Genomic DNA, 19,450 nt, shown 5'->3' with positions numbered 1-19,450 from the left:
TCAATAACCGAGTGTGCGTAGGCCCTTGAGTTGATCCAGATTGCAGTTCAGAGCCCCGGCGCTCAGGCCATTGCTGCCAAGCGCGACGTTGAGCTGGGTCATGTTGTTGACGAAGTTGCTGTTGCCTTGCAACACCGTGCCTTGCAGTACGTTGCCGCCGCCGATCTGCTGCAGCGCGTTGCCCTGGTTGTTGTGGGCCGCGATGGCCATCTGCACGCCGCCATTGTTGGCCGACACACTGACCCGCCCGGCTGCACTGTCTGTTGTAAAGGAGCCGCCCGCCATCAACGCCTGCCCTGATTGCGCCACGTTGGCCGGTGACAGGCCGTTTTCGCTGACATTGATCCCGACGTTGTTGTACGCCGTGTTGCCATCGCCGGCGGCACGTACGGTCTGGGTCACACCCTGGCCGCTGCCCAGTCCGGCGCCACCGACCACGGTGCCGGTGCCCGGGTCGCGTTGGGTGCCGTTACCCACCGACCCGCTGGATTGCACATAGAATTGCGGAGTGATCGTGGCTGAGTCGATATGCATGTTGGCGCTCACCGTACTGGTGTCGCCCGCAGCATTGGTCCAGGTGGTGCTCATGACAATGCCGAAACTGATAATGCGCCCCGGCATCACGAAGCGGCCGCGCAGTTCAGCCAGTTCCGCGTCGTTCATTTCAATGGGCTTGAACGCCGAGGACGCATAAGCAGGCATCGAGGCTGCCAGGCATAGGGCCGTGAGCCAACGGGAAGTGTTCATCATCTGCTCCTGGGGCGTCCTTCCCCTTATGGCGCTTCTAGAAGAAGTCGCTCTGGATGAAACCGAAGTCCATCAGCTCGGCGTCGCCCACGGGCCGGAACTCGTTCATTTTGGTCTTGGCGGTCAACGGCGTAGGGGGATCGAGCAGGGCGTTGGTCTTGTCATAGCCTTCACCCAGTACGGCGAACACGATGCCATTCCAGCCTGCGACGAAGTCATCCCGCGAATAGCGCTTGTTGCCCAGGACCGGATCGCCGATATAGACCCAGTCTTTTTCGGCTCGCTGCATCACCACGAAGTGCTTGTAGCCACGGATCTCCAACAGCACCACTACCGGAATCTTTACCGTCAGCAGGGTGTCGGGGCCGATCTTGTAGCCCCTGGCCCGCATGCCGATGCTTTCCAGGTAGCGCTTCATGTCCAGCATGGAAAAGCCCTGGGTGCGCACCAGATCCTGGTCAGCGTTGATCAGCATGCCCTTGATGATGTGTGCTTCATCGACGTCCAGCCAATAGGCCTGGCGCAGGATGGTGGCGAGTGCCGCGGCACCGCAGCTGAAATCGGTTTTCTGTTCCACCAGGTTGGCGAACCGGCGTTCCCGGATGCTCTCGACCTTCTTGAAGATCACTGCACCGCCGGGCATGGCGGAAATCGCCATTTGCCCTGCCCAGGACGGGCCGGTGAGTAAAAACAAGAGGCAGAGGGTCGCGAGGCGCATGATCATGACCTGGTGGACACTGGAAATAAAAAGGGCCTTGTTGCCAAGGCCCCGTTGCATCAGAACGCCAGTTTGCTGCCAGAGCCCGATGCGCAGACGGTGCAGCCGCTGCCCAGGGTGAGGGTGTTGCTTTGTTGGTTGCCTGAACCTGCCGCCACGTTCACGCCGATGTTGCCGGACGCGTTGTTGGCGGAGTTGAGCAGGCCAGCGTTGTTGACCACGTACTGAGGTTGGTAGCTGTGTTTGGAGGACGCTTCGTTGAGGAAGTGGTTATCCAGGGACACTTGTTCGGTGTTCGAGGCAGACGCGACGTTTTTGCCGTCAGCTGTCACGATTGCCAGGTTGTTTTTCTGTTGGTTGCCTTGACCGGCCGCCACGTTCACGCCCACGTTACCGGAGCTGTTGTTGGCCGAGTTGACCAGCGAAGCATTGTTTTGCGTGCCTTTGTTAATGAACTTGTTGTCTTTGCTTTCTTGATAGATATCAGCTGCGGCAAAGACACTGGCCGCATCATCTGCACTACTGGTGATGGCAGCAGCATTGTCTTGCTGGTTGCCGCCACCGGCTGCGATGTTGGCACCCAGGTTACCTTTGCTGCTGCTCAACGAGCCGTTGGCCCCTGCATTATTGAGGGTCTTGGTATCGTCGAACTTGTTGTCCTTGCTCACTTGCGTGTCAGTCACAACGGCAGCCACGGTGCCGGTTGGAACTGGGGTTGGTTTCCATTTTTCGGCAGGACTTGCCTGTGCAGCAACAGCCATGAGCGCAGCCAGAGCGAAAACCAGTGGTTTGAGAGCCATTGTAGGTTTCATGGTGTATCTCCTTGCTTCTATTAGTTGGTTAAGTGTTGGTACGGTCTAACAAACACCTATCAAGCTGTTACTTGATAGTCACACCGAGGGTGTTAGCCATCCGGTTCCCCACCCCTGCACTCTGATTCACCTGTACCACTCCACGGCTGCCGGTGAAGGCCTGGTCGCTGGTAACGACCTGGCGGCTGCCAGTGGTAGAGGGGGATCGTGAGTCTGGTAACAGCGTCATGTTCTGTTGCGACAGGACGCTGTCATCGATGCTCTGCGGACCTGTGCTGATCCGCACCGCATTGATCATCTGGTTATTGGCCCCGGCCGACTGGTTGACACCCAGGATGCCGTTGCCATTGCTGAATGAGTTGCCCTGGATCGCCGCGCTGGCGTTCAGGGCGGGATCAACCTTGCCGTCGAGTTTCTGGATAAGCGTGTCGCTGGCCTGGCCACCGAGGCTGATCGCGCGGCTGTTGATCTGCTGTTGTTGATTGCCGGCGGCCTGGTTGACTGACAGCACACCGGTGTATTGCTTGCCGGCGTTGTCGATCAGCGCCTGGTGGCTGCTATCGGCCATGGCCGCCGAACAGCCGATTACGGTGAGGAACAGCCACGAACGGTTCATTGCTGGACCCCCATCATCGCGCCGATGTTGTTCAGCGGCGCCAGGCCGCGCTCGATCGAGCCGCTGATCTGCCCGCCCAGCGTGTTGCCGCTGGCATGTCCGGCCGCCGCCCCGGCGCCCAGGCCAGCGGAGTTGCTGCCCAGGGTATTGCTCAAGCCGGGAAGGTCGCCGTTAGGCAGAATGGCGCGGGTGATGGTCGAGCCGCTGCTGACCCCCGCAAAATCGTTGTCGCTGAGTTCGCCGCCGGTAGCGCGCAGGATCTGTTGGCTGGGGTTGGCGTTGGCGGTGGATGGGTACGGGTCTTTGCCAAAGGCGGGCCGGCCGACCATAAACCCTTGCACATTACGGCCCGTCACGATGATGCCGTCCTCGGCGCAGGCGGGCAGGCTCACGCTGGCGCTGAGTACACAGCTGATCAGCAGCAGGCCTATGGAGCCTTGATTGAGAGTTGCCACGGCATCATTCCTTGTTTTGTGACGCTGACCCTAAACAGCGCTGTAAGGAATAGAGCAGAAGCTGTGCCGCTTTTTATATGTTCCAGCTTTTCAATGGCTTGGGATTTATGGCGGGGTGGAGGTGGCGTGGGGTGTATCAGGTATGAAACAGGATGCCGGCGGATGACCAGCGCCTTGCAGGGGGAAGGGGGTGTTTCAGCAAAGCAACACTATCGATGACGAACCGATGAATCCGCAGCCACAGGGCGGTTGCGCGGCGTTGAGTGTTTCAGAAGTGGACACAGCGGCGCGAGCAACACCCTGGGCAGAGCGTGCTGCTCAGATCTTCGGTGCTTTGCGCGGTATGGAGTTGAGCACGGTGTTGCCATCCTGGTTCTGGGTCAGATAGACCGGCAGCACCTTGGGCAGGGAGGACACCAGATGGGTGACTTCATGGATATCGTAGATCCCGCCAATACGGATATTGCCGGTACCGGTATCGGCCAGCATCACCGGTTTGCTGAGGTAGCGGTTGATCAGGGGCAAGGCATCCGCCAGTGCCAGGTTGTCGAGGATCAACTTGCCCGTGCGCCAGGCCAGTGCCGGATCATGGGGAGAGAACGCCTGGAGCTGTGGCTGCGCGTCACCGCGGTTGTAACTGGCTTGCATCCCGGGCGTCAGGTTCAACCCGCTGTGGCTGGCATCGCTGGTGATCTTCACCGAGCCTTCGAGCAGCATGACCCGCACCTGATCGTCATACTTCCAGACGTTGAACTGGGTGCCTGTCACACGGATCTGCCCGGCGCCGGCGCGCACCACAAACGGGTGTTGGCGGTCATGGCTGATCTTGAAGAACGCTTCACCCTTTTTCAGGGTGGCCCGGCGTTCGTTTTTATAGTTGCTGTAGACCAGTTCGGTACCCAGGTTCAGCTCCACCACACTGCCATCGGCCAGCGTCACTTGGCGCAGGCCGTCTTCGGCATCGTAATGTTCATAGGAACTGGGCAGCCAACCCGCTTCCCAGCCAGTGAAGGCGGCCAGGGGCAGGGCCACCAACGAGATGGCCGCAGCTACGGCGTAGTTGCGCCAGCGGCTGGGCGGCGGCGCCAGTGCAACGGGTGGAGACGGTTGGCCTGTGCGTGGCAAATGGTCGGCCACATCCCAGATTTCCAGCATGGCGGCATATTCGAAGGCATGCAGGGGATGCGCATCGTGCCACTGTTCGAAAGCCTGCCGCTCGGCCTCTGTGCAATCAAAAGCGTGCAGGCGCATGCACCAATGCGCGGCGGCATCGGTGACGGCATCATATTCGGCTTCTGAAAAAGGCTGTTGGGTCATTGGTGCTTCCTGATTTCGTACATTCTAACCTTCCCGGTAGGGTGCCGAGAACAGCCATCATGGCGAATGAGCATCAATGTGGAACTAATTGGGCCTGCAAACACCCTAAAAATCTGGATCTGTAAGTCATTCTCTATAACGGAGTAAGAAAATGCTGAAGAAAACCCTCACTGCCATGCTTGCCACAGCCACCTTGCTCGGCGCTGGCGCCGCCTTGGCCGATAAGCCCGGCGCAGGCTGGATCACCATCGAAAAAGCCATCGAGACTGCCAAGACCAAGGCCGGCTACATCGAGGTCTACAGTATCGAAGCCGATAACGACGGTTATTGGGAAGGCAAGGGGCGCAAAGCTGACGGCAGCGTCTATGAGTTCCGTGTCGATGGCGCCTCGGGCAATGTGACACGCGACCAGAAAGACTGATCGCAAACCGATCAGTGCGCGGACGCCTTTCGATCGAAAGGCACCGGGTCCAATTGGCGTCCCAGGTTACTGATCAGGAACGCCGCCGAGTCGGCATTATCCAGGATAGTGTCGACTCGCTTGCCGAGATTGGTCATGAATATCCCCCTCGCATCACTCAGGTCCACACCGCCGGTGGTACGCAGGATCTGATCCCTGATGTATTCGGTTTCAGGTGTCGAGCCGAAGTCTCTCCAGACGTTGCCCGCGACGTCCACGTACTTGAACAATTGGCTGACGGGTGTCTTACGCGAGTAACTCGTGGTTTGCCGGTTCTTCTGGTAAGCGGCCAGCTCGCGCCCGACCTGGGTCAGTGTCTCGATCAGATCGGAAAACGGCATCACCGAGTCCAGGTACGCTGCATCTGCTGTCGTGGCCACCAGATGGCTCAACTCGTGAATCAACAGCGTGGCCCGCGCATGGGCCTCCCGGTCGAAGTAGTCGATCAGGCGATTGTCGTAGTCGCTGAAGGGCGGGGCAAAAAAGTGCTCAGTCAAAAAGATCCGCCGGTCCGGATCATTGTCGATGGTAAAACCCCAGTTGTTCTGTGGGTCGATTCGATGAGACCCCACCACGAATCGTTTCGAATCGTGTGCATACAGGCTGGGGTCCAGCAGGCCGGCGAGAATCTGGTCGACGACGCGATGCAGCTTTTGCACCAGGGCCGGGGCAATCTCTTGAGGCCCCTGGTCCGGGTTGATATCGATCCCGAAGAAGCTGTTGACGAAGCGATGTATACGGGTCACCGGCGCGATGCCTGGCGCCAGTAACGCCAGGTTCAGCTTGCAGTTCTGCACATAAAACGTTGCCAGGTCCATGGCCTCCACGATCATCCTGGCCCGCTGGGGATACAACCGGCGAATCGCCTTCATGCCGATCGCCTCGATATTCATGGTGGAACGGGCTGAGGCGCTGACATCTGCCCGGTCCTGCAGGCGGCCCAAGGCCTGGCCATAGCGCGCGATCTTTTGCCGGGTGTCGAGGCGCCATTGGCCCGCGCTGTCGCGATAGACAAACGGGCCATGGTTAGCGGCCGTCTTGATCCGCCAGAACGTACCGAGGCTCTCGACCCGGTAGACCTTGCCCGCCAGCGCAATGTACGGCACGCCTTTACGCTGGTAAGTCCCGTTGAATGTATTGAGCGTCATATCCGTCAATGCCACATCGTGCACTTCGCTGGGCGACAGCAGGGTGCGCTGCGGGGCGGTGATGTCCAGTGTCGACCAATTGGCCGAGGGCTGCGTCGGCGCGACAGGGGGCTGTTGCGCCGGGTCGAAGATCAAAGCCTTGGTGTCCTGCAATGCCTGGCCGAGCGCGGCCATTTGCCCCAGCCCGTTGATGAACGTCTGCAAGGCCTGGCCCCAGTGCTGGTCCTGCAAGGCCTCTGCGGACTCAGTGAACAGTGAAATGCTTTGCCAGATGGCCCAAGGCAGTGCCAGCTTGCCGGGCAGCAAGCCGAGCATCCGGCCCGCAGTGCCATCGAGCACCTGGGTGAGGGTTTGCCACTCGGCCTCGGCGCCCTGGATCAATTGGGCACCCAGCAGATTGAGGAGTAACTGGCGGTTATCGTCAAACAGACGGCCCAGCAGGTTGCCCTGGATCGGATTGAATCCCAGGGTGATCTCCGAGGTAGCGCCTTGGGAACTGGCCAACAGGTTTCGATAGGTGGCGTCCTGGGGCGCGGCCAGCCGCCTGAGCACCCAGTCTTGCAGGGCGCCTGGAGTAATCAGGGCTTGCACGAACTGCGCCTCGCTTTCGAACTCGCGCAAGCTCAAGGTTGGGTGATAGGGCGCGTACAACACCTGCGGCCCCTCGCGCCCGGCGCTGATGAAGTACAGCCCCAGGGCCGGGGCCAGCGAAGCGCCGGCGGTGGCGAGCAATTCCAGTGGCCTGACCTGGGCCGTGGTGCCTGGCACCAGCGCACGGGCCACCGCGTCCGGCATGTCGAATGCCTGTTGCAGCAGTTCGAAGCCCACATCTGACAGGCGCTCCTGCAGCTTGAGGGCATGGGCGTGTTGCAACAGTTGCCAGGGCAACTGCTGGCTGAAATCCTGCAAGCGCTGTGCGACACCGGCTGCGCCCTCCGACAGTTTTTGATTCAGGTATGCGTGATAGTCGCTCTGGATATTCAATTGCGTCAGCATCTGACGCACCACGGTTTGCGTCAGCCCGGTGGCGAGGGACACCACGTCAAATTCGGGCGCTTGCGCACTGGTGGGGCCCATGGCGAAATCCAGCAGGCTTTGGCGCCGTCCTGCCAGCGCCAGCCTGGGCACAATCTCGACGCCCGTGGCATAGGTTGAGTAATCGACGAGCATGTCGTTCAGGCGGTTCTCCACATGTTGACGCAAAGAATCAAGCTCGTAGAGATAGTCCCGGCCGTGCAAGGTATGGATGCGATATTGCTCCAATATCTCGGCCTGGCGCCGTTGCTCCCTGGGCGGCGCTGCGCCCAGCCGGTTGTGCAGTGAGTGCCGCAGCTCTGCCAGGCGTGCGATGTCCATCGCGCGCTGCAGGTTATTGGCGGGGACTTCGCCGTGCAGTTGTCCCAGAGCCTGGGCCAGCGACGAGGCTTGGGCCTTGAGCGTCAGGGTGTGTTGGCGTTGGGCAAGGTAATGCTCGATCCAGGATTGCTGGCATAGCTGCAATGCGGGCTTGGTCATCAATTGCAACGGCCCCAACTCATAACGTCGATGGGGGATGCGCTGCAAGGCCGAGAGGTTTTCCAGCAGGCCCAGGCGCTGGGTCGGGCTGCGTAGCCGTTGAGCCAAGACCTCGCACAAGTCGCTGATCGAAGCGAAGGCTTCCACGCCTGCCGCCGGCGTCCACAGCAGCGCATGCCCGGAGTGGTAATGATCGAGGCCGCCGCGCTCAGTGAGCACAAAACAGTTGGTCAGTCGCAGCAGGCTGGTCTGGCCTGCGGGCAACACTGACACTGTGAATGCTTGTGGGGTGAAGCCTTTCAACACAGGATCCTGTCCGCGCACTGTGTTTTCCGGATCCAGCATCGTTTGCAGGATCTGGATATCGCGCTCATCAAGGGTCTTGTCCAGCCCTCTGAGCCGTGCCTCCTCAAGAATTCCCACGGACATGCTGTGCGCCAGCTTGGGGATCAAGGCCTCCAGGCCCGCACGGGGGATTTGCGCGACGGGCTGGCGGCTCAGACCGGCTAGCCACTGGGTGACCATACTATTGAGGCGGACAATGTCCAGGTCCGGTCTTTTCGTGGCCTGGCCGCGAGTCCGTGGTCCATATACCCCGTATTGCGCAGTGTCAGGGATGGCCTGTGCCTGGTTCAGCAGGCGGGCGATACAGTGCACCAACAGGCTCTGGCTGGATTGTGGCGTGCGCCGCTCCTGGGCGTCGGCATTGCCAGCATAGCGATTGATAAAAAGGTCTTGTGGGTTGAGCGCGGCCACCTCAGAGGCCGGGAAAGTGGCATGCAACTGCTCGCTGATGACGCGCTCCAGGCTGGGAACCTGCGCTATCAGGGTGTCCAGCGCATGGCTGACGCTGTGCAATCGCCGATGGGTCAGGCGGGCCTTTTCCGCTGGCACCGACGGCGCGCAAGGATGGGTGCTCCAGCGTCCCTCGGCGTCCAGTGCCTGTAACCTGTGGTCGAGCATCGCGCGGATATCCAGGCCGTAATCCGGCATGGCGTAGGCGTTGACCGTACCCTGGTTGCGTCGATACAGGTCCAGGCAGTATTCGAGGTTTTGCTGCTGTTTGCCGATGACCGTTTCCAACAAGGTGCTGAACACCGGCCCAGTGAACGGCACCGAGCTGAACTGCGGGTTTTCAAACCCGACAAACCGTGCCCGCTCTTCCAGTGACAAAAAACCGAAGAAATCATCCTCATGCCCCTGCGCAACGGCCATTGCCTTGAGCGTGGCCTGCAAGTCGTGCTCGTCCTTGAGCACTTGCCAACCTCTGGACTGGGTGTAGAGGTAGGCGTCGGGATGAGTGACCACCAGCGTGCTGGCCAGCTCGACATAGTAAGAGGTGTGCTCCCACAGGCGGACTTTTTCAGTCAACGGCCCGTGCTCGCGTTCGACGGGCTGGTAGAGCGCGTTCAGTTGCTGCCACTGTTCGGGAGTGAAGATCTCCTGCTGACGCTTGAGCAGTAAGTCGACCCTGGATTTATCGCTCATGGCCTGGGCAAAGTATTCGCGCCTGGACCACCCGGCGTAAACGTCGGTGTTCCAGTAAGTGAGCAGTGAGTTGTTCAGATACAGGCGCAGTTGATCGGACGCTTGCTGGATGCCATCGTCCCAGCGACTGAGGTCGTGCGCCTGGGGGCTGGTGCCTGAGGCCGACAATATCTCGGGGTTGGTGTAGACCCGGCGCAGCCCCACGGGCCAGGCATGCTGGCGGTGGAACAGCAGTAGGGCATCACGCAACAACAGGGCATTTACCCATTTTTCCTGGTCGGTGGATGATGAAACCTGCGCGTAAAAAAACACATGGGTCTTGCGCTGGTCCACGCTCGGGAAGGGCTTGCGCAAGGTGCTGGACAACAACTGGTCGAGCAGGGTTGCCACCAATGGCAGCTTGCTCAATTCATTGAGCAGGGTCTGCACGGTGCGGTTCTGGCCACGTTCGATACAGGCTCGCTGTTCATCAAATACGTTGCCCGTGATCAACTGCCGGGTGAGGCTGGCGCCGGGCTTGAAGTCCAGGCCTATGCGGTCGTCCAGGGCCAGGAAGTGCAGGAGTTCGCCCCGTTGTGCATCGTCCAGCAGGCGTTTTTCCAGGGTGTCTAGCAGTTGCCTGGCATCACTGAATTTCTCCAGCCCGGTTTGCGGGCCGTAGAAAAACACAGGGGTGTAGGCGTCTTCGGAACTCATCATGAAGGCGCCGGCCAATTCGACCGGCTCGTGCCCCGGCAAGTTGATCAACAACCGTTCGGCAATCATTGGCGGGGTTTGCGCCTTGCGTGCATCGGCATCGACAAAAAACAGGTTGCGCAGGAATTCCCGATCCTTTTCGGTAATGCCGCGCTGTCGCTCACGCTCGTTCAAACGCTTGATCACCCGTAACGCTTCGGGGAAAAAATAGGGTAGAGGCTGGTCGTCCATGATCGCTTGTGCACTGGCTTGAGGAAGGGCAAAGCCTACGAGTACCGATGGGCGCAGCGGCGCTAAATAAATAGGCTGCGAGCCCGCACAGGTGTTGACAGGCGGGTTGCCGGGCGTTGTTTAATCAGGGCGTTGAGTCCAGCAGGCTGTAGCCCCCTCCAATAACAATTCCGGAGCTTCAGATGTCAGCCACGCCCGTTACTGCAGTGAACACATCCATGGCCCTCAGCGAACTGGTGGCCCTGCTTACACGCATCTTCATTCGTCATGGCACCTCGCCCGATGTGGCCGCTGTCCTGGCCGATAACTGCGCCCGTGCCGAACGGGACGGCGCGCACAGCCATGGGGTCTTTCGTATACCTGGCTACGTCTCGACGCTGAACAGCGGCTGGGTCAATGGCATGGCCGTGCCGCAGGTCGAAGATGTCGCGTCAGGCTTTGTCCGGGTCGATGCCGACAATGGTTTTGCGCAGCCGGCCCTGGCAGCAGCGCGCCCGCTGTTAGTGCAAAAGGCCCGCAGCGCCGGGATCGCGGTATTGGCCATTCGCAACTCCCATCACTTTGCGGCGCTCTGGCCCGATGTCGAGCCTTTCGCCGAAGAAGGGCTGGTGGCCCTCAGCGTGGTCAACAGCATGACGTGTGTGGTGCCTCACGGCGCAGATCGCCCCTTGTTCGGCACCAATCCCATCGCGTTCGCCGCGCCCCGCGCCGATGGGCCGCCGATTGTGTTTGACCTGGCCACCAGCGCCATCGCCCATGGCGACGTGCAGATCGCCGCGCGCAAGGGCGAGCGAGTGCCACCTGGCACCGGTGTCGACAGCCTGGGCCAGCCGACCCAGGACCCTCGGGCCATCCTTGAAGGGGGCGCGTTGCTGCCGTTCGGCGGGCACAAGGGCTCGGCCTTGTCGATGATGGTTGAACTGCTGGCGGCCGCGTTGACGGGAGGCAATTTCTCCTTTGAGTTCGACTGGTCCAACCACCCCGGCGCCAAGACGCCCTGGACCGGCCAGTTGCTGATCGTCATCGACCCGAGCAAAAACGCTGGCCAGGGCTTTGCCGAACGCAGCCAGGAACTGGTGCGCCAGATGCATGCAGCAGGGTTACGACGTTTGCCGGGCGACCGCCGTCATCGGGCGCGGGCCAGGTCTGAGGAGGAGGGGATTATCATCGACGGTGAAGAGTTGGAGCGCTTGCGGGCGTTGGCCCAGGCCTGAACACCGGCGCGGACGACGCCGCGCCAGTGATGACCGTTATCAGTGGCGACGGCCCAGCAACAGGCCGACGACCAGGCCGAAGCCGGCCGAGATTGCCACCGTCTGCCACGGGTGGCCACCGATGTAGGTTTCGGTAGCATCGACCACCGGCTTGCTGCGCTCACGCACGTTGGACACCGAGTCCAGGGCCTGCTTGAGCTTGATCGCGACCTGCTCGCGCAGGGTTTCACCTTCTTCTCCCACCAGCGACGCGCTGCTTTTGAGCAGTTTGTCCGATTCTTCGATCAGGGCCTGGAGTTCGCTGAACGCCTGGTCCTTGATTTGCTCTTCGACTGCTTGGGCGGCGGTTTTACGGGCCATTGAGTAGCTCCTTGCGGGGTAAGTGGGCAGTGAACAATGGAGTGTTGCAGTGGGCTAAAAGTTGCAGTTTTTTTCGCTGACTCTCAGCACGGCATAAAATCCGAATTCGGACCTTTCGACCTACAGTGTAAGATGTCACCTATTTGTGCAGCAGGTAATTCCACATGAGCTTCAATCTGGCCAACAAGCCCCTTGCCGAGCGCGCTGCGCTTGAAGATGAAAAGTCGCGCCTGTACGACTTGTGGCAAAGCAACCTGGGCAAGGCCAAAGGCGAGGGCGCCCGACTGTTTGGCGAGCGCTCCAAACGCAAGGGCAAGTGGGCCGAATGGGTCCGCTCGGAGTTGGACGGCATGTCGCCACCGGAGTTTGCCAACATGGTGCGCAGTGAAGTCAACCGACTGATGGCGGCCAAGTAGGGGCCGGCGATTGCGGTAGTTCAGTCACTACATGTGCTGGCTGGTATACCGCTATCGCGGCATAGGTATCTACACAATTTTCAGAAACTGACGAACTCTCCTGTGGCGAGCGGGCTTGCCCCGCACTGGGCCGCGAAGCAGCCCCAATAAGCCGAATGCGTTGTACCAGATACACCGCAGCGGCTGGTTTTGGGGCTGCTTCGCGGCCCAGCGCGGGGCAAGCCCGCTCGCCACAACTGCGCTATCTGCCTGGATCTAGGCGTTGCGGCAAAGTTGTGTAGATACCTATGGCTCTCGCGGGCAAGCCCGCTCCTACAGGGATTGTTTCATCCATTCTTCGCGGGTGATTTCCCAAATTTCCTTGGGAAATACCCCCGCCACGAAGCGTCCTTCTTCCGTGCGGATCAAGCGCATCCGGGTTTTTTCCGAAATCCTGCGCGACCCCAGGTTCGGCGCGGCCTTGGGCACCCGCAGCAATGGGCGTTCGAGCACCTTGAACCAATACTCGGTCACCGCCGCACTGGCTTCGCTCATTAGCCCCTGACCTTGCCAATGCGGGGCCAGCCAGAAGCCCCGGTTGTTATCCAGCTCATCCATCAGGCTCACATTGCCGATCAACTGCCCGGGCTCTTCGCGCAGGCGGATCGACCAGTGCCACTCGCGCCCCTCGACCATGGCCGGCAAGGCTATTTGCTCCAGGAAGCTGCGGGCGCCATCGGCCGGGTAGGGCCAGGGCACCAAGGCATTGAGGTAACGCACCACCTCCCAGTGGGGAAACTGTTGCTGGATACCCTCGGCGTCGTCCAGGGTCAGCGGTTGCAGGATCAGGCGTTCGGTGTGCAGGGTGGGCAAGATGTCCATGTTGTTTACCACGTCACTGTGGTGGGCAGGTCCAGCGTCCCGCGATCAACAAAACGCACGGTGCCAAACAAGCCACCGGCCAGCTTGCCGCGCAGGACATAGGGCAGGTTGTTCAAGCTCTGGGTCTGGCTCAGGCCAAGGGTCTGGCGCAGCACGGAAAATGCCGAAACGCTGACCGGGACTGTCAGCACCGTCTCGGAAAAGCGCGGGATCGATCCCTGCTGATCGCTGACCCCGGCCGCCAGTGGCCGACCATTGACCTCCAGGTCTAGGGCCACGCCGTTGTAGTCGATCGCTGTTTCGTTGGGGTTCTGCACCCGCAGCTTGACCGCAAACCGCACTTCCAGGTCCTGGCTTTGCAACGGTTCGATGCCCACCACATTGATATGCAGCGCGTCACGGTCGGGGAACAGGGCGCAGGCGCTCAGGCTGAGCAATACCAGGGATAGGGTCAGGCCGATCAATCTGCGCATAAGGGTTCCTATTTCGTCGGGGCCGGGTCCTGCATCACTTTGAGGGTCGAGGCTTCCGGATCAAATTCATCTTCCTGCAACTCTATGAACTCTTCAGGCAGGAAGATGTTCAGCAGGATCGCACAGAATGCACCGACGGTAATCGGCGACTCGAAGATGTTATGCAGGGCCTTGGGCAACTCGCGCAGCACTTCTGGCACCGCCGCCACACCCAGGCCCATCCCCAGGGAAATGGCCACGATCAGCACATTGCGTCGATGCAGCCCGGCCTCGGCGAGGATCTTGATCCCGGCCACGGCCACGGTACCGAACATGATCAGGGTCGCGCCACCCAGCACCGGCTTGGGCATCAATTGCAAGACCGCGCCAATCATCGGGAACAGACCGAGCAGCACCAGCAGGCCGGCAATGAAATACGCCACATAGCGGCTGGCCACGCCGGTCAACTGGATCACGCCGTTGTTCTGGGCGAAGGTCACCATGGGCAGGCTATTGAAGGTGGCGGCCATCACCGAGTTCAGACCATCAGCCAGCAGGCCAGACTTGATGCGCTTGATGTACAGCGGGCCTTTGACCGGTTGCTGGGAAATCATCGAGTTGGCTGTCAGATCGCCGGCCGCCTCCAGCGGGGAAATCAGGAAGATCACGGCTACCGGGATAAACGCCACCCAATCAAACGAAAAGCCGTACTTGAACGGCACCGGCACGCTGACCAACGGCACCTGGGGCAATGCCGCCAGGTCGACCCGGCCCAGCCACCAGGCCACGACAAACCCCAGGGTCAGGCCAATGACAATCGAGCCCAGACGCAGGAACGGGTTATTGAAGCGGTTGAGCACCACGATGGTCACCAACACCAGGGCGGCCAACCCCATATTGCTGGCGGCACCCAGGTCGGCGGCGCCGTAGCCGCCGGCCATGTCAGTGACGGCGACCTTGATCAACGACAGGCCCATCAAGGTGATGATGGTGCCGGTAACCACCGGGGTGATCAGTTTGCGCAATTTTCCGATGAACTGGCTGAGCACCACTTCGATAAACGCTGCGAAGAAGCAGATGCCAAAGATCGTCGACAGGATCTCATCGGTGCCGCCGCCCCGGGCCTTGACCATGAACCCGGCACTGAGAATTACGCTGATAAACGAAAAGCTGGTGCCTTGCAGGCACAACAAACCCGAGCCCACCGGACCAAAGCGCCGCGCCTGGACAAACGTGCCCAGGCCCGAGACGAACAGGGCCATGCTGACCAGGTAGGGCACTTCGCTTTCCAGGCCCAGCACGCCGCCGACGACCAGGGTCGGGGTAATGATCCCAACAAAGCTGGCGAGCACGTGCTGCAGGGCGGCAAAAATCGCCGCGGTGAAGTGCGGACGGTCTTCCAGACCATAGATCAGGTCCGATTTATAGCGGGGGCGGGGGGCTTGAGCGTCAGACAAAATACGTGCTCGGGTCAGAAAATGGACGCGCAGGATGCCAGAAAGCGCCCGCTGTCAAAAGTGTGAAAATATATTTCTCGGATCCGTGCAAAAAGCCTCAAGCCTGCCGATATCCCTTATAGGCCCACATAACCCTTACAACAGTGGCGCCGAACAGTCACCTGTGTGCGTTGACGCACAGTGACCGTGTCGCGGCAAGGACGCTCGCAGCCATCCCTTCTTGAGAGCTTTCCTATGTCCCTCCGTAATTTGAATATCGCACCTCGGGCGTTTCTCGGTTTTGCGTTTATTGCGTTGCTTGTGATTGTTCTAGGGGTGTTTGCCGTCAACCGCATGACGCTGATTCGCCAGGCCGCGTTGGACATGGGCGCCAACCAACTGCCGAGTGTCGGCTACCTGGCCAATATGACCGAGAACGTGTTGCGCCTGCGCATTCTGTCCTTCCGTGTCTTGGTCAATCGTGAGCCGGCAGCCCTGCAAGATGCCCAAACGCGCATCGGGGTGCTGGTCGACAAGGCCCGCCAAGCCCAGGCAGGTTATGCCGCGATGCCGGCCGGCGCCGAAGAAGCCGCGCTGTACAAGACCTTTGCGGCCACGCTCGACAACTACCTCAAAGCCCAGGCCGAAATGCTTGCGCTGTCCCAGCAGAACAAAGTCGAGGAGATGCGCGCCCTGATCAACAGCCGGATCAAGGACGGCACCGATCGGATGGGTGAACAACTGAACCAGTTGATTGCGATCAATGCCGCCGATGCCAAACAGGCCGGCGAAGACGCCGGGCGCAGCTATAGCGATGCGATCAGCGGGATCATCGTGGTGTCGGTGGTCGCGGCGCTGATGACTGTATTGCTTGCCTGGCTGCTGACTCGCAGCATCGTTACGCCCCTGCGCAAGGCCGTGGCGGCCGCCGAGACCATCTCCAGTGGCGACCTGAGCAAAGCCATCGAGGACGACGGCCAGGACGAGCCGGCCCGCCTGATCGGTGCCCTGGCGACCATGCAGAACAACCTGCGCCAGACCATCCAGCACATCGCGGGCTCAGCTACGCAATTGGCCTCGGCCGCCGAAGAGCTGAGCGCAGTTACCGAGGAAGCCTCCAAGGGCTTGCAGCAGCAGAACAATGAAATCGACCAGGCCGCCACGGCGGTCAATGAAATGACCGCCGCCGTAGAGGAAGTGGCGCGCAACGCGGTGTCGACCTCCGAGGCCTCGACCCAGTCGAACCAGGCCGCGCGGGAAGGGCGCGACCGTGTGGTGGAAACCGTGGGCGCGATCCAGACCATGACCCAGGACGTGCAGAACACCTCGGTGTTGATCGAAGGCCTGGCGACCCAGGGCCGTGATATTGGCAAGGTACTGGACGTGATTCGCGCGATTGCCGAGCAAACCAACCTGCTGGCCCTCAACGCGGCCATCGAAGCCGCACGCGCCGGTGAAGCCGGGCGTGGGTTTGCCGTAGTGGCCGATGAAGTGCGCGCCCTGGCCCATCGCACCCAGCAGTCGACTCAAGAGATCGAGAAGATGGTGGCCGGGATCCAGAACGGTACGGGTGAAGCGGTGCAATCCATGCAGCAGAGCAACCAGCGTACCCAAAGTACTTTGGAAATGGCCCGCGCGGCGGGTGTGGCGCTGGAGCAGATCACCCAGTCCATCAGCCTGATCAACGAGCGCAACCTGGTGATCGCCAGCGCCTCTGAAGAGCAGGCCCAGGTATCACGGGAAGTGGACCGCAACCTGGTGAACATCCGCGACCTGGCCACCCAATCGGCGGCCGGTGCCAACCAGACCAGCGCCGCCAGCCACGAACTGTCGCGCCTGGCAGTGGACTTGAACGGTATGGTGGCGCGTTTCGTGATCTAACTATTGGTGTGGAAAGGGGGGCGGCGGTAGCGCCAAAACCAGCCACCTCGGTGTAGCTGGCAGAACATGGTGAGGCTGTTGGGGCTGCTTCACCCCTTGTGGCGAGGGGGCTTGCCGGAACGCCGTATCGCCCCCGTTGGGCTGCGGCAGCAGCCCCAAAGCCAGCCACCTCGGTGTAGCTGGCAGAACAGGGTGAGGCTATTGGGGCGGCTTTGCCGCCCAGCGCGGGGCAAGCCCGCTCGCCACAGACAAGCCCGCTCGCCACAGACAAGTCCTCTCACCACAGACGAGTCCTCTCACCAATCAGGCCAGGCTCAGCGCTTCCAGGCGCTGGTGTTCACCAGGTTTTTCGGGCGTTCGCCGGCCAGTGCTGCCAGCAGGTTGTCCACCGCACATTTGGCCATGGCTTCGCGGGTTTCGTGGGTCGCAGAGCCGATATGGGGGGTCGCCACCACGTTGCTCAAACGCAGCAACGGCGAGTCGTGATTCAACGGCTCACGCTCGAACACATCCAGACCCGCAGCGCGAATCGTCCGCTGTTGCAGGGCTTCGACCAGTGCCGCTTCGTCCACCACTTTGCCCCGGGAGATATTGATGAAAATCGTCTCCGGCCCCATAAGCGCGAACTCCTTGGCGCCGATCAACCCCTGAGTCTCGGCAGTCAGCGGTAATGTCAGGCAAACAAAATCGGCTTGCTGCAGCAGATCGGGCAAGCTGCGGTATTGCGCGTCAAACCGCTGATCTACCGCAGGCTTGGGCGAGTGGCTGTGGTAGATCACCGGCATGCCAAAGCCAAAATGCCCACGCTGTGCCAGCGCTTCGCCAATACGCCCCATGCCAATGATGCCCAGGGTCTTGCCATGCACATCGCTGCCAAAGTGCAAGGGGCCGATGTTCTGGTTCCAGTTGCCGGCGCGCACCATATTCGCCAACTCCACCACGCGTCGGGCGGTGGCCAGGATCAGCGCAAAACCGGTGTCGGCGGTGGTTTCGGTGAGCACGTCAGGGGTGTTGCTCAGCAGGATGCCGCGCTGGGTCAGGTAGTCGATGTCGTAGTTATCAACGCCCACCGAAACACTGGCTACCGCCTCCAGCTGCGGTGCCAGGTCCAGCAGGTTCGCATCCAGGCGCAGGCTGGCGCCCAGCAAACCGTGGGCGCTGGGCAAGGCATCACGCAATTGTGCCAGGCCGGTGGGGCCGAGGTTTTCAATCAGCGTGACCTGGGCCGCTTCGTGCAGGCGGGCCATCAGCGGCGCGGAGAGTTTCTTGTACAACACGACATGCTTTTTCATCAGGTTCTTACCTTCAAATCCAGGGAATGCAACGGTGCTGTCGGGGAGGGTTCACGTGCACCGGTCTTGAGGAAAATCGTCAGCACCACCGACAGCAGCAACGCACCGCTCATCAGCAGGTACGACGCGCCCGGCGAGCCGGTGCTGCTGTTGAGGTAGCCCACCAGGTACGAGCCGCCAAACGAGCCCAGCGCGCCCATGCTGTTGATCAAGGCCATGGCCCCACCGGCGACGTTGGCCGGGAGGATTTCCGGGACGATGGCAAAAAACGGCCCATAGGGCGCATACATGCACGCGCCGGCGATCACCAGCAGGGTGTACGACCACCAGAAGTGTTCGGCCCCCAGCAGGTAGGAACCGTAGAACGCGATGGAGGCGATCAGCAGCGGCGGCCACACAAAGCGTTTACGTTTTTGCAGCTTGTCCGAGCCCCAGGACACCAGCAGCATGGCAATCACCGCCGCGAGGTAAGGCAGCGCCGATAACCAGCCGGCTTCGACCATATCCATCTGCAGGCCCGCCTTGAGGATCGAAGGCAGCCACAGCACAAAGCCGTAGACGCCGATGCTCCAGCAAAAGAACTGCAACGCCAGGATGATGACCTTGGGCGAGCGGAAGGCTTCGGCATAGTTTTTCACTGCCTTGAGACCCACCTGCTCGGCGGCCAGGGCGGTTTCCAGGTCGTGTTTCTCGCCGGCACTCAGCCATTTGGCATCCGCTGGGCGCTCATCGGCCAGGCGCCACCAGATAAAGGCCCAGAACACCGCCGGCAAGCCTTCGATGATAAACATCCAGCGCCAGCTGTAATGTTGAACGAGGTAACCCGACACGACCGACATCCACAACATGGTCACCGGGTTGCCAAGGATCAGGAAGGTATTGGCGCGCGAGCGTTCGGCACGGGTGAACCAATGGCACAGGTACACCAGCATCGCCGGCATCACCGCGGCCTCGACCACCCCGAGCAAAAAGCGGATGGCGATCAGTATATAGGCGTTGGACACCACGCCGGTCAGCGTGGCCAGGCCGCCCCAGAGGATCAGGCTGACGAAGATCAGCTTCTTCACGCTGCGCCGCTGGGCGTAGATCGCGCCCGGCACCTGGAAGAAAAAGTAGCCAAGGAAAAACAGTGCGCCGAGCAGTGAAGACATGCCCGGGGTAATCATCAAGTCTTCGGCCATGCCGGAGGCGGCGGCAAAGCCGTAGTTGGCGCGGTCCAGGTACGCCAGGCTGTAGGTAATGAAGACGATGGGCATGATGTACCACCAACGGCGGGTGGCGAGTTTCAGGTTATTCATGGGGTTGCTCCTGAGCTTGTTGTAGTTGTGGCAACAG

At 60.8% G+C, this 19,450-nt stretch carries 17 protein-coding genes; 4 read left to right on the top strand and 13 right to left on the bottom strand.

Going from position 1 to position 19,450, the window contains the following annotated elements; genetic code table 11:
- From FIV38_RS23280 to FIV38_RS23255, 6 genes are all read right to left on the bottom strand, one after another.
- Complete coding sequence (locus FIV38_RS23280; RefSeq protein ID WP_029291478.1) at nucleotides 1-747, bottom strand: hypothetical protein; 747 nt, start codon at nucleotides 745-747, stop codon at nucleotides 1-3.
- Between the two features lie 37 nt (nucleotides 748-784).
- On the bottom strand, nucleotides 785-1,465 hold the full coding sequence (locus FIV38_RS23275) for a C39 family peptidase (RefSeq protein ID WP_029291480.1): 681 nt from the start codon (nucleotides 1,463-1,465) through the stop codon (nucleotides 785-787).
- A gap of 59 nt (nucleotides 1,466-1,524) precedes the next feature.
- Nucleotides 1,525-2,277 carry a hypothetical protein gene (locus FIV38_RS23270; RefSeq protein ID WP_092236902.1) on the bottom strand — a complete coding sequence of 251 codons (753 nt, stop codon included), beginning with the start codon at nucleotides 2,275-2,277 and terminating at the stop codon, nucleotides 1,525-1,527.
- Between the two features lie 67 nt (nucleotides 2,278-2,344).
- A complete protein-coding gene (locus tag FIV38_RS23265; protein ID WP_092236899.1) occupies nucleotides 2,345-2,893 on the bottom strand; it encodes an adhesin in 549 nt (182 codons plus the stop codon).
- Nucleotides 2,890-3,348 carry a hypothetical protein gene (locus tag FIV38_RS23260; RefSeq protein ID WP_092236896.1) on the bottom strand — a complete coding sequence of 153 codons (459 nt, stop codon included), beginning with the start codon at nucleotides 3,346-3,348 and terminating at the stop codon, nucleotides 2,890-2,892. Before FIV38_RS23260 ends, FIV38_RS23265 begins: the two co-directional genes overlap by 4 nt.
- Before the next feature lie 318 nt (nucleotides 3,349-3,666).
- Entirely contained in the window at nucleotides 3,667-4,665 is a 999-nt protein-coding gene (locus FIV38_RS23255; RefSeq protein WP_092236893.1) for a FecR family protein, read from the bottom strand.
- Between the two features lie 151 nt (nucleotides 4,666-4,816).
- Here FIV38_RS23255 and FIV38_RS23250 point away from each other — a divergent pair, with 151 nt between their 5' ends.
- Nucleotides 4,817-5,086 (top strand): PepSY domain-containing protein, encoded by a 270-nt coding sequence (locus FIV38_RS23250; RefSeq protein WP_029291487.1) that lies wholly within the window; start codon nucleotides 4,817-4,819, stop codon nucleotides 5,084-5,086.
- A gap of 11 nt (nucleotides 5,087-5,097) precedes the next feature.
- Here FIV38_RS23250 and FIV38_RS23245 read toward each other — a convergent pair whose 3' ends face one another.
- Nucleotides 5,098-10,203 carry a M35 family metalloendopeptidase gene (locus FIV38_RS23245; RefSeq protein ID WP_139273581.1) on the bottom strand — a complete coding sequence of 1,702 codons (5,106 nt, stop codon included), beginning with the start codon at nucleotides 10,201-10,203 and terminating at the stop codon, nucleotides 5,098-5,100.
- Between the two features lie 182 nt (nucleotides 10,204-10,385).
- On the opposite strand from FIV38_RS23245, the gene FIV38_RS23240 reads away from it, so the two are divergent.
- Nucleotides 10,386-11,417: an Ldh family oxidoreductase gene (locus FIV38_RS23240; protein WP_092236887.1), complete on the top strand. Its 1,032-nt coding sequence runs from the start codon at nucleotides 10,386-10,388 to the stop codon at nucleotides 11,415-11,417.
- A 39-nt stretch (nucleotides 11,418-11,456) separates the two neighbouring features.
- Here FIV38_RS23240 and FIV38_RS23235 read toward each other — a convergent pair whose 3' ends face one another.
- A complete protein-coding gene (locus FIV38_RS23235; RefSeq protein ID WP_070995271.1) occupies nucleotides 11,457-11,777 on the bottom strand; it encodes an ElaB/YgaM/YqjD family protein in 321 nt (106 codons plus the stop codon).
- 164 nt (nucleotides 11,778-11,941) lie between these two features.
- Between FIV38_RS23235 and FIV38_RS23230 the strand changes: the two genes are divergently transcribed.
- A complete protein-coding gene (locus FIV38_RS23230; protein WP_029291496.1) occupies nucleotides 11,942-12,193 on the top strand; it encodes a hypothetical protein in 252 nt (83 codons plus the stop codon).
- Nucleotides 12,194-12,505: 312 nt separating this feature from the next.
- On the opposite strand, the gene FIV38_RS23220 is transcribed toward FIV38_RS23230, so the two are convergent.
- Genes FIV38_RS23220 through FIV38_RS23210 form a run of 3 tightly spaced genes read right to left on the bottom strand, consistent with a single transcriptional unit; the run spans nucleotide 12,506 to nucleotide 14,963 of the window.
- Nucleotides 12,506-13,054, bottom strand: coding sequence for a GNAT family N-acetyltransferase (locus FIV38_RS23220; protein ID WP_092236883.1), 549 nt, complete (start codon nucleotides 13,052-13,054; stop codon nucleotides 12,506-12,508).
- Nucleotides 13,055-13,059: 5 nt separating this feature from the next.
- Nucleotides 13,060-13,527, bottom strand: a complete 468-nt coding sequence (locus FIV38_RS23215) for an LEA/WHy family protein (protein ID WP_029291501.1) — start codon at nucleotides 13,525-13,527, stop codon at nucleotides 13,060-13,062.
- Between the two features lie 8 nt (nucleotides 13,528-13,535).
- Entirely contained in the window at nucleotides 13,536-14,963 is a 1,428-nt protein-coding gene (locus FIV38_RS23210; RefSeq protein ID WP_092236880.1) for a nucleobase:cation symporter-2 family protein, read from the bottom strand.
- 234 nt (nucleotides 14,964-15,197) lie between these two features.
- Between FIV38_RS23210 and FIV38_RS23205 the strand changes: the two genes are divergently transcribed.
- Nucleotides 15,198-16,823, top strand: coding sequence for a methyl-accepting chemotaxis protein (locus tag FIV38_RS23205; RefSeq protein WP_092236876.1), 1,626 nt, complete (start codon nucleotides 15,198-15,200; stop codon nucleotides 16,821-16,823).
- A 314-nt stretch (nucleotides 16,824-17,137) separates the two neighbouring features.
- On the opposite strand, the gene FIV38_RS23200 is transcribed toward FIV38_RS23205, so the two are convergent.
- Nucleotides 17,138-18,115: a 2-hydroxyacid dehydrogenase gene (locus FIV38_RS23200; protein WP_092236873.1), complete on the bottom strand. Its 978-nt coding sequence runs from the start codon at nucleotides 18,113-18,115 to the stop codon at nucleotides 17,138-17,140.
- The gene (locus FIV38_RS23195; RefSeq protein ID WP_092236870.1) at nucleotides 18,115-19,413 is read right to left on the bottom strand and encodes an MFS transporter; all 1,299 of its coding nucleotides are present in this window, start codon (nucleotides 19,411-19,413) and stop codon (nucleotides 18,115-18,117) included. Before FIV38_RS23195 ends, FIV38_RS23200 begins: the two co-directional genes overlap by 1 nt.
- Between the last annotated feature and the right edge of the window lie 37 nt (nucleotides 19,414-19,450).

Origin of the sequence: Pseudomonas proteolytica (assembly GCF_007858275.1) — a bacterium.
In the GTDB taxonomy this organism is placed as follows: domain Bacteria; phylum Pseudomonadota; class Gammaproteobacteria; order Pseudomonadales; family Pseudomonadaceae; genus Aquipseudomonas; species Aquipseudomonas proteolytica.
The sequence above is the reverse complement of the archived record's forward strand: the minus strand, read 5'-3'. Positions and strand labels throughout refer to the sequence as shown.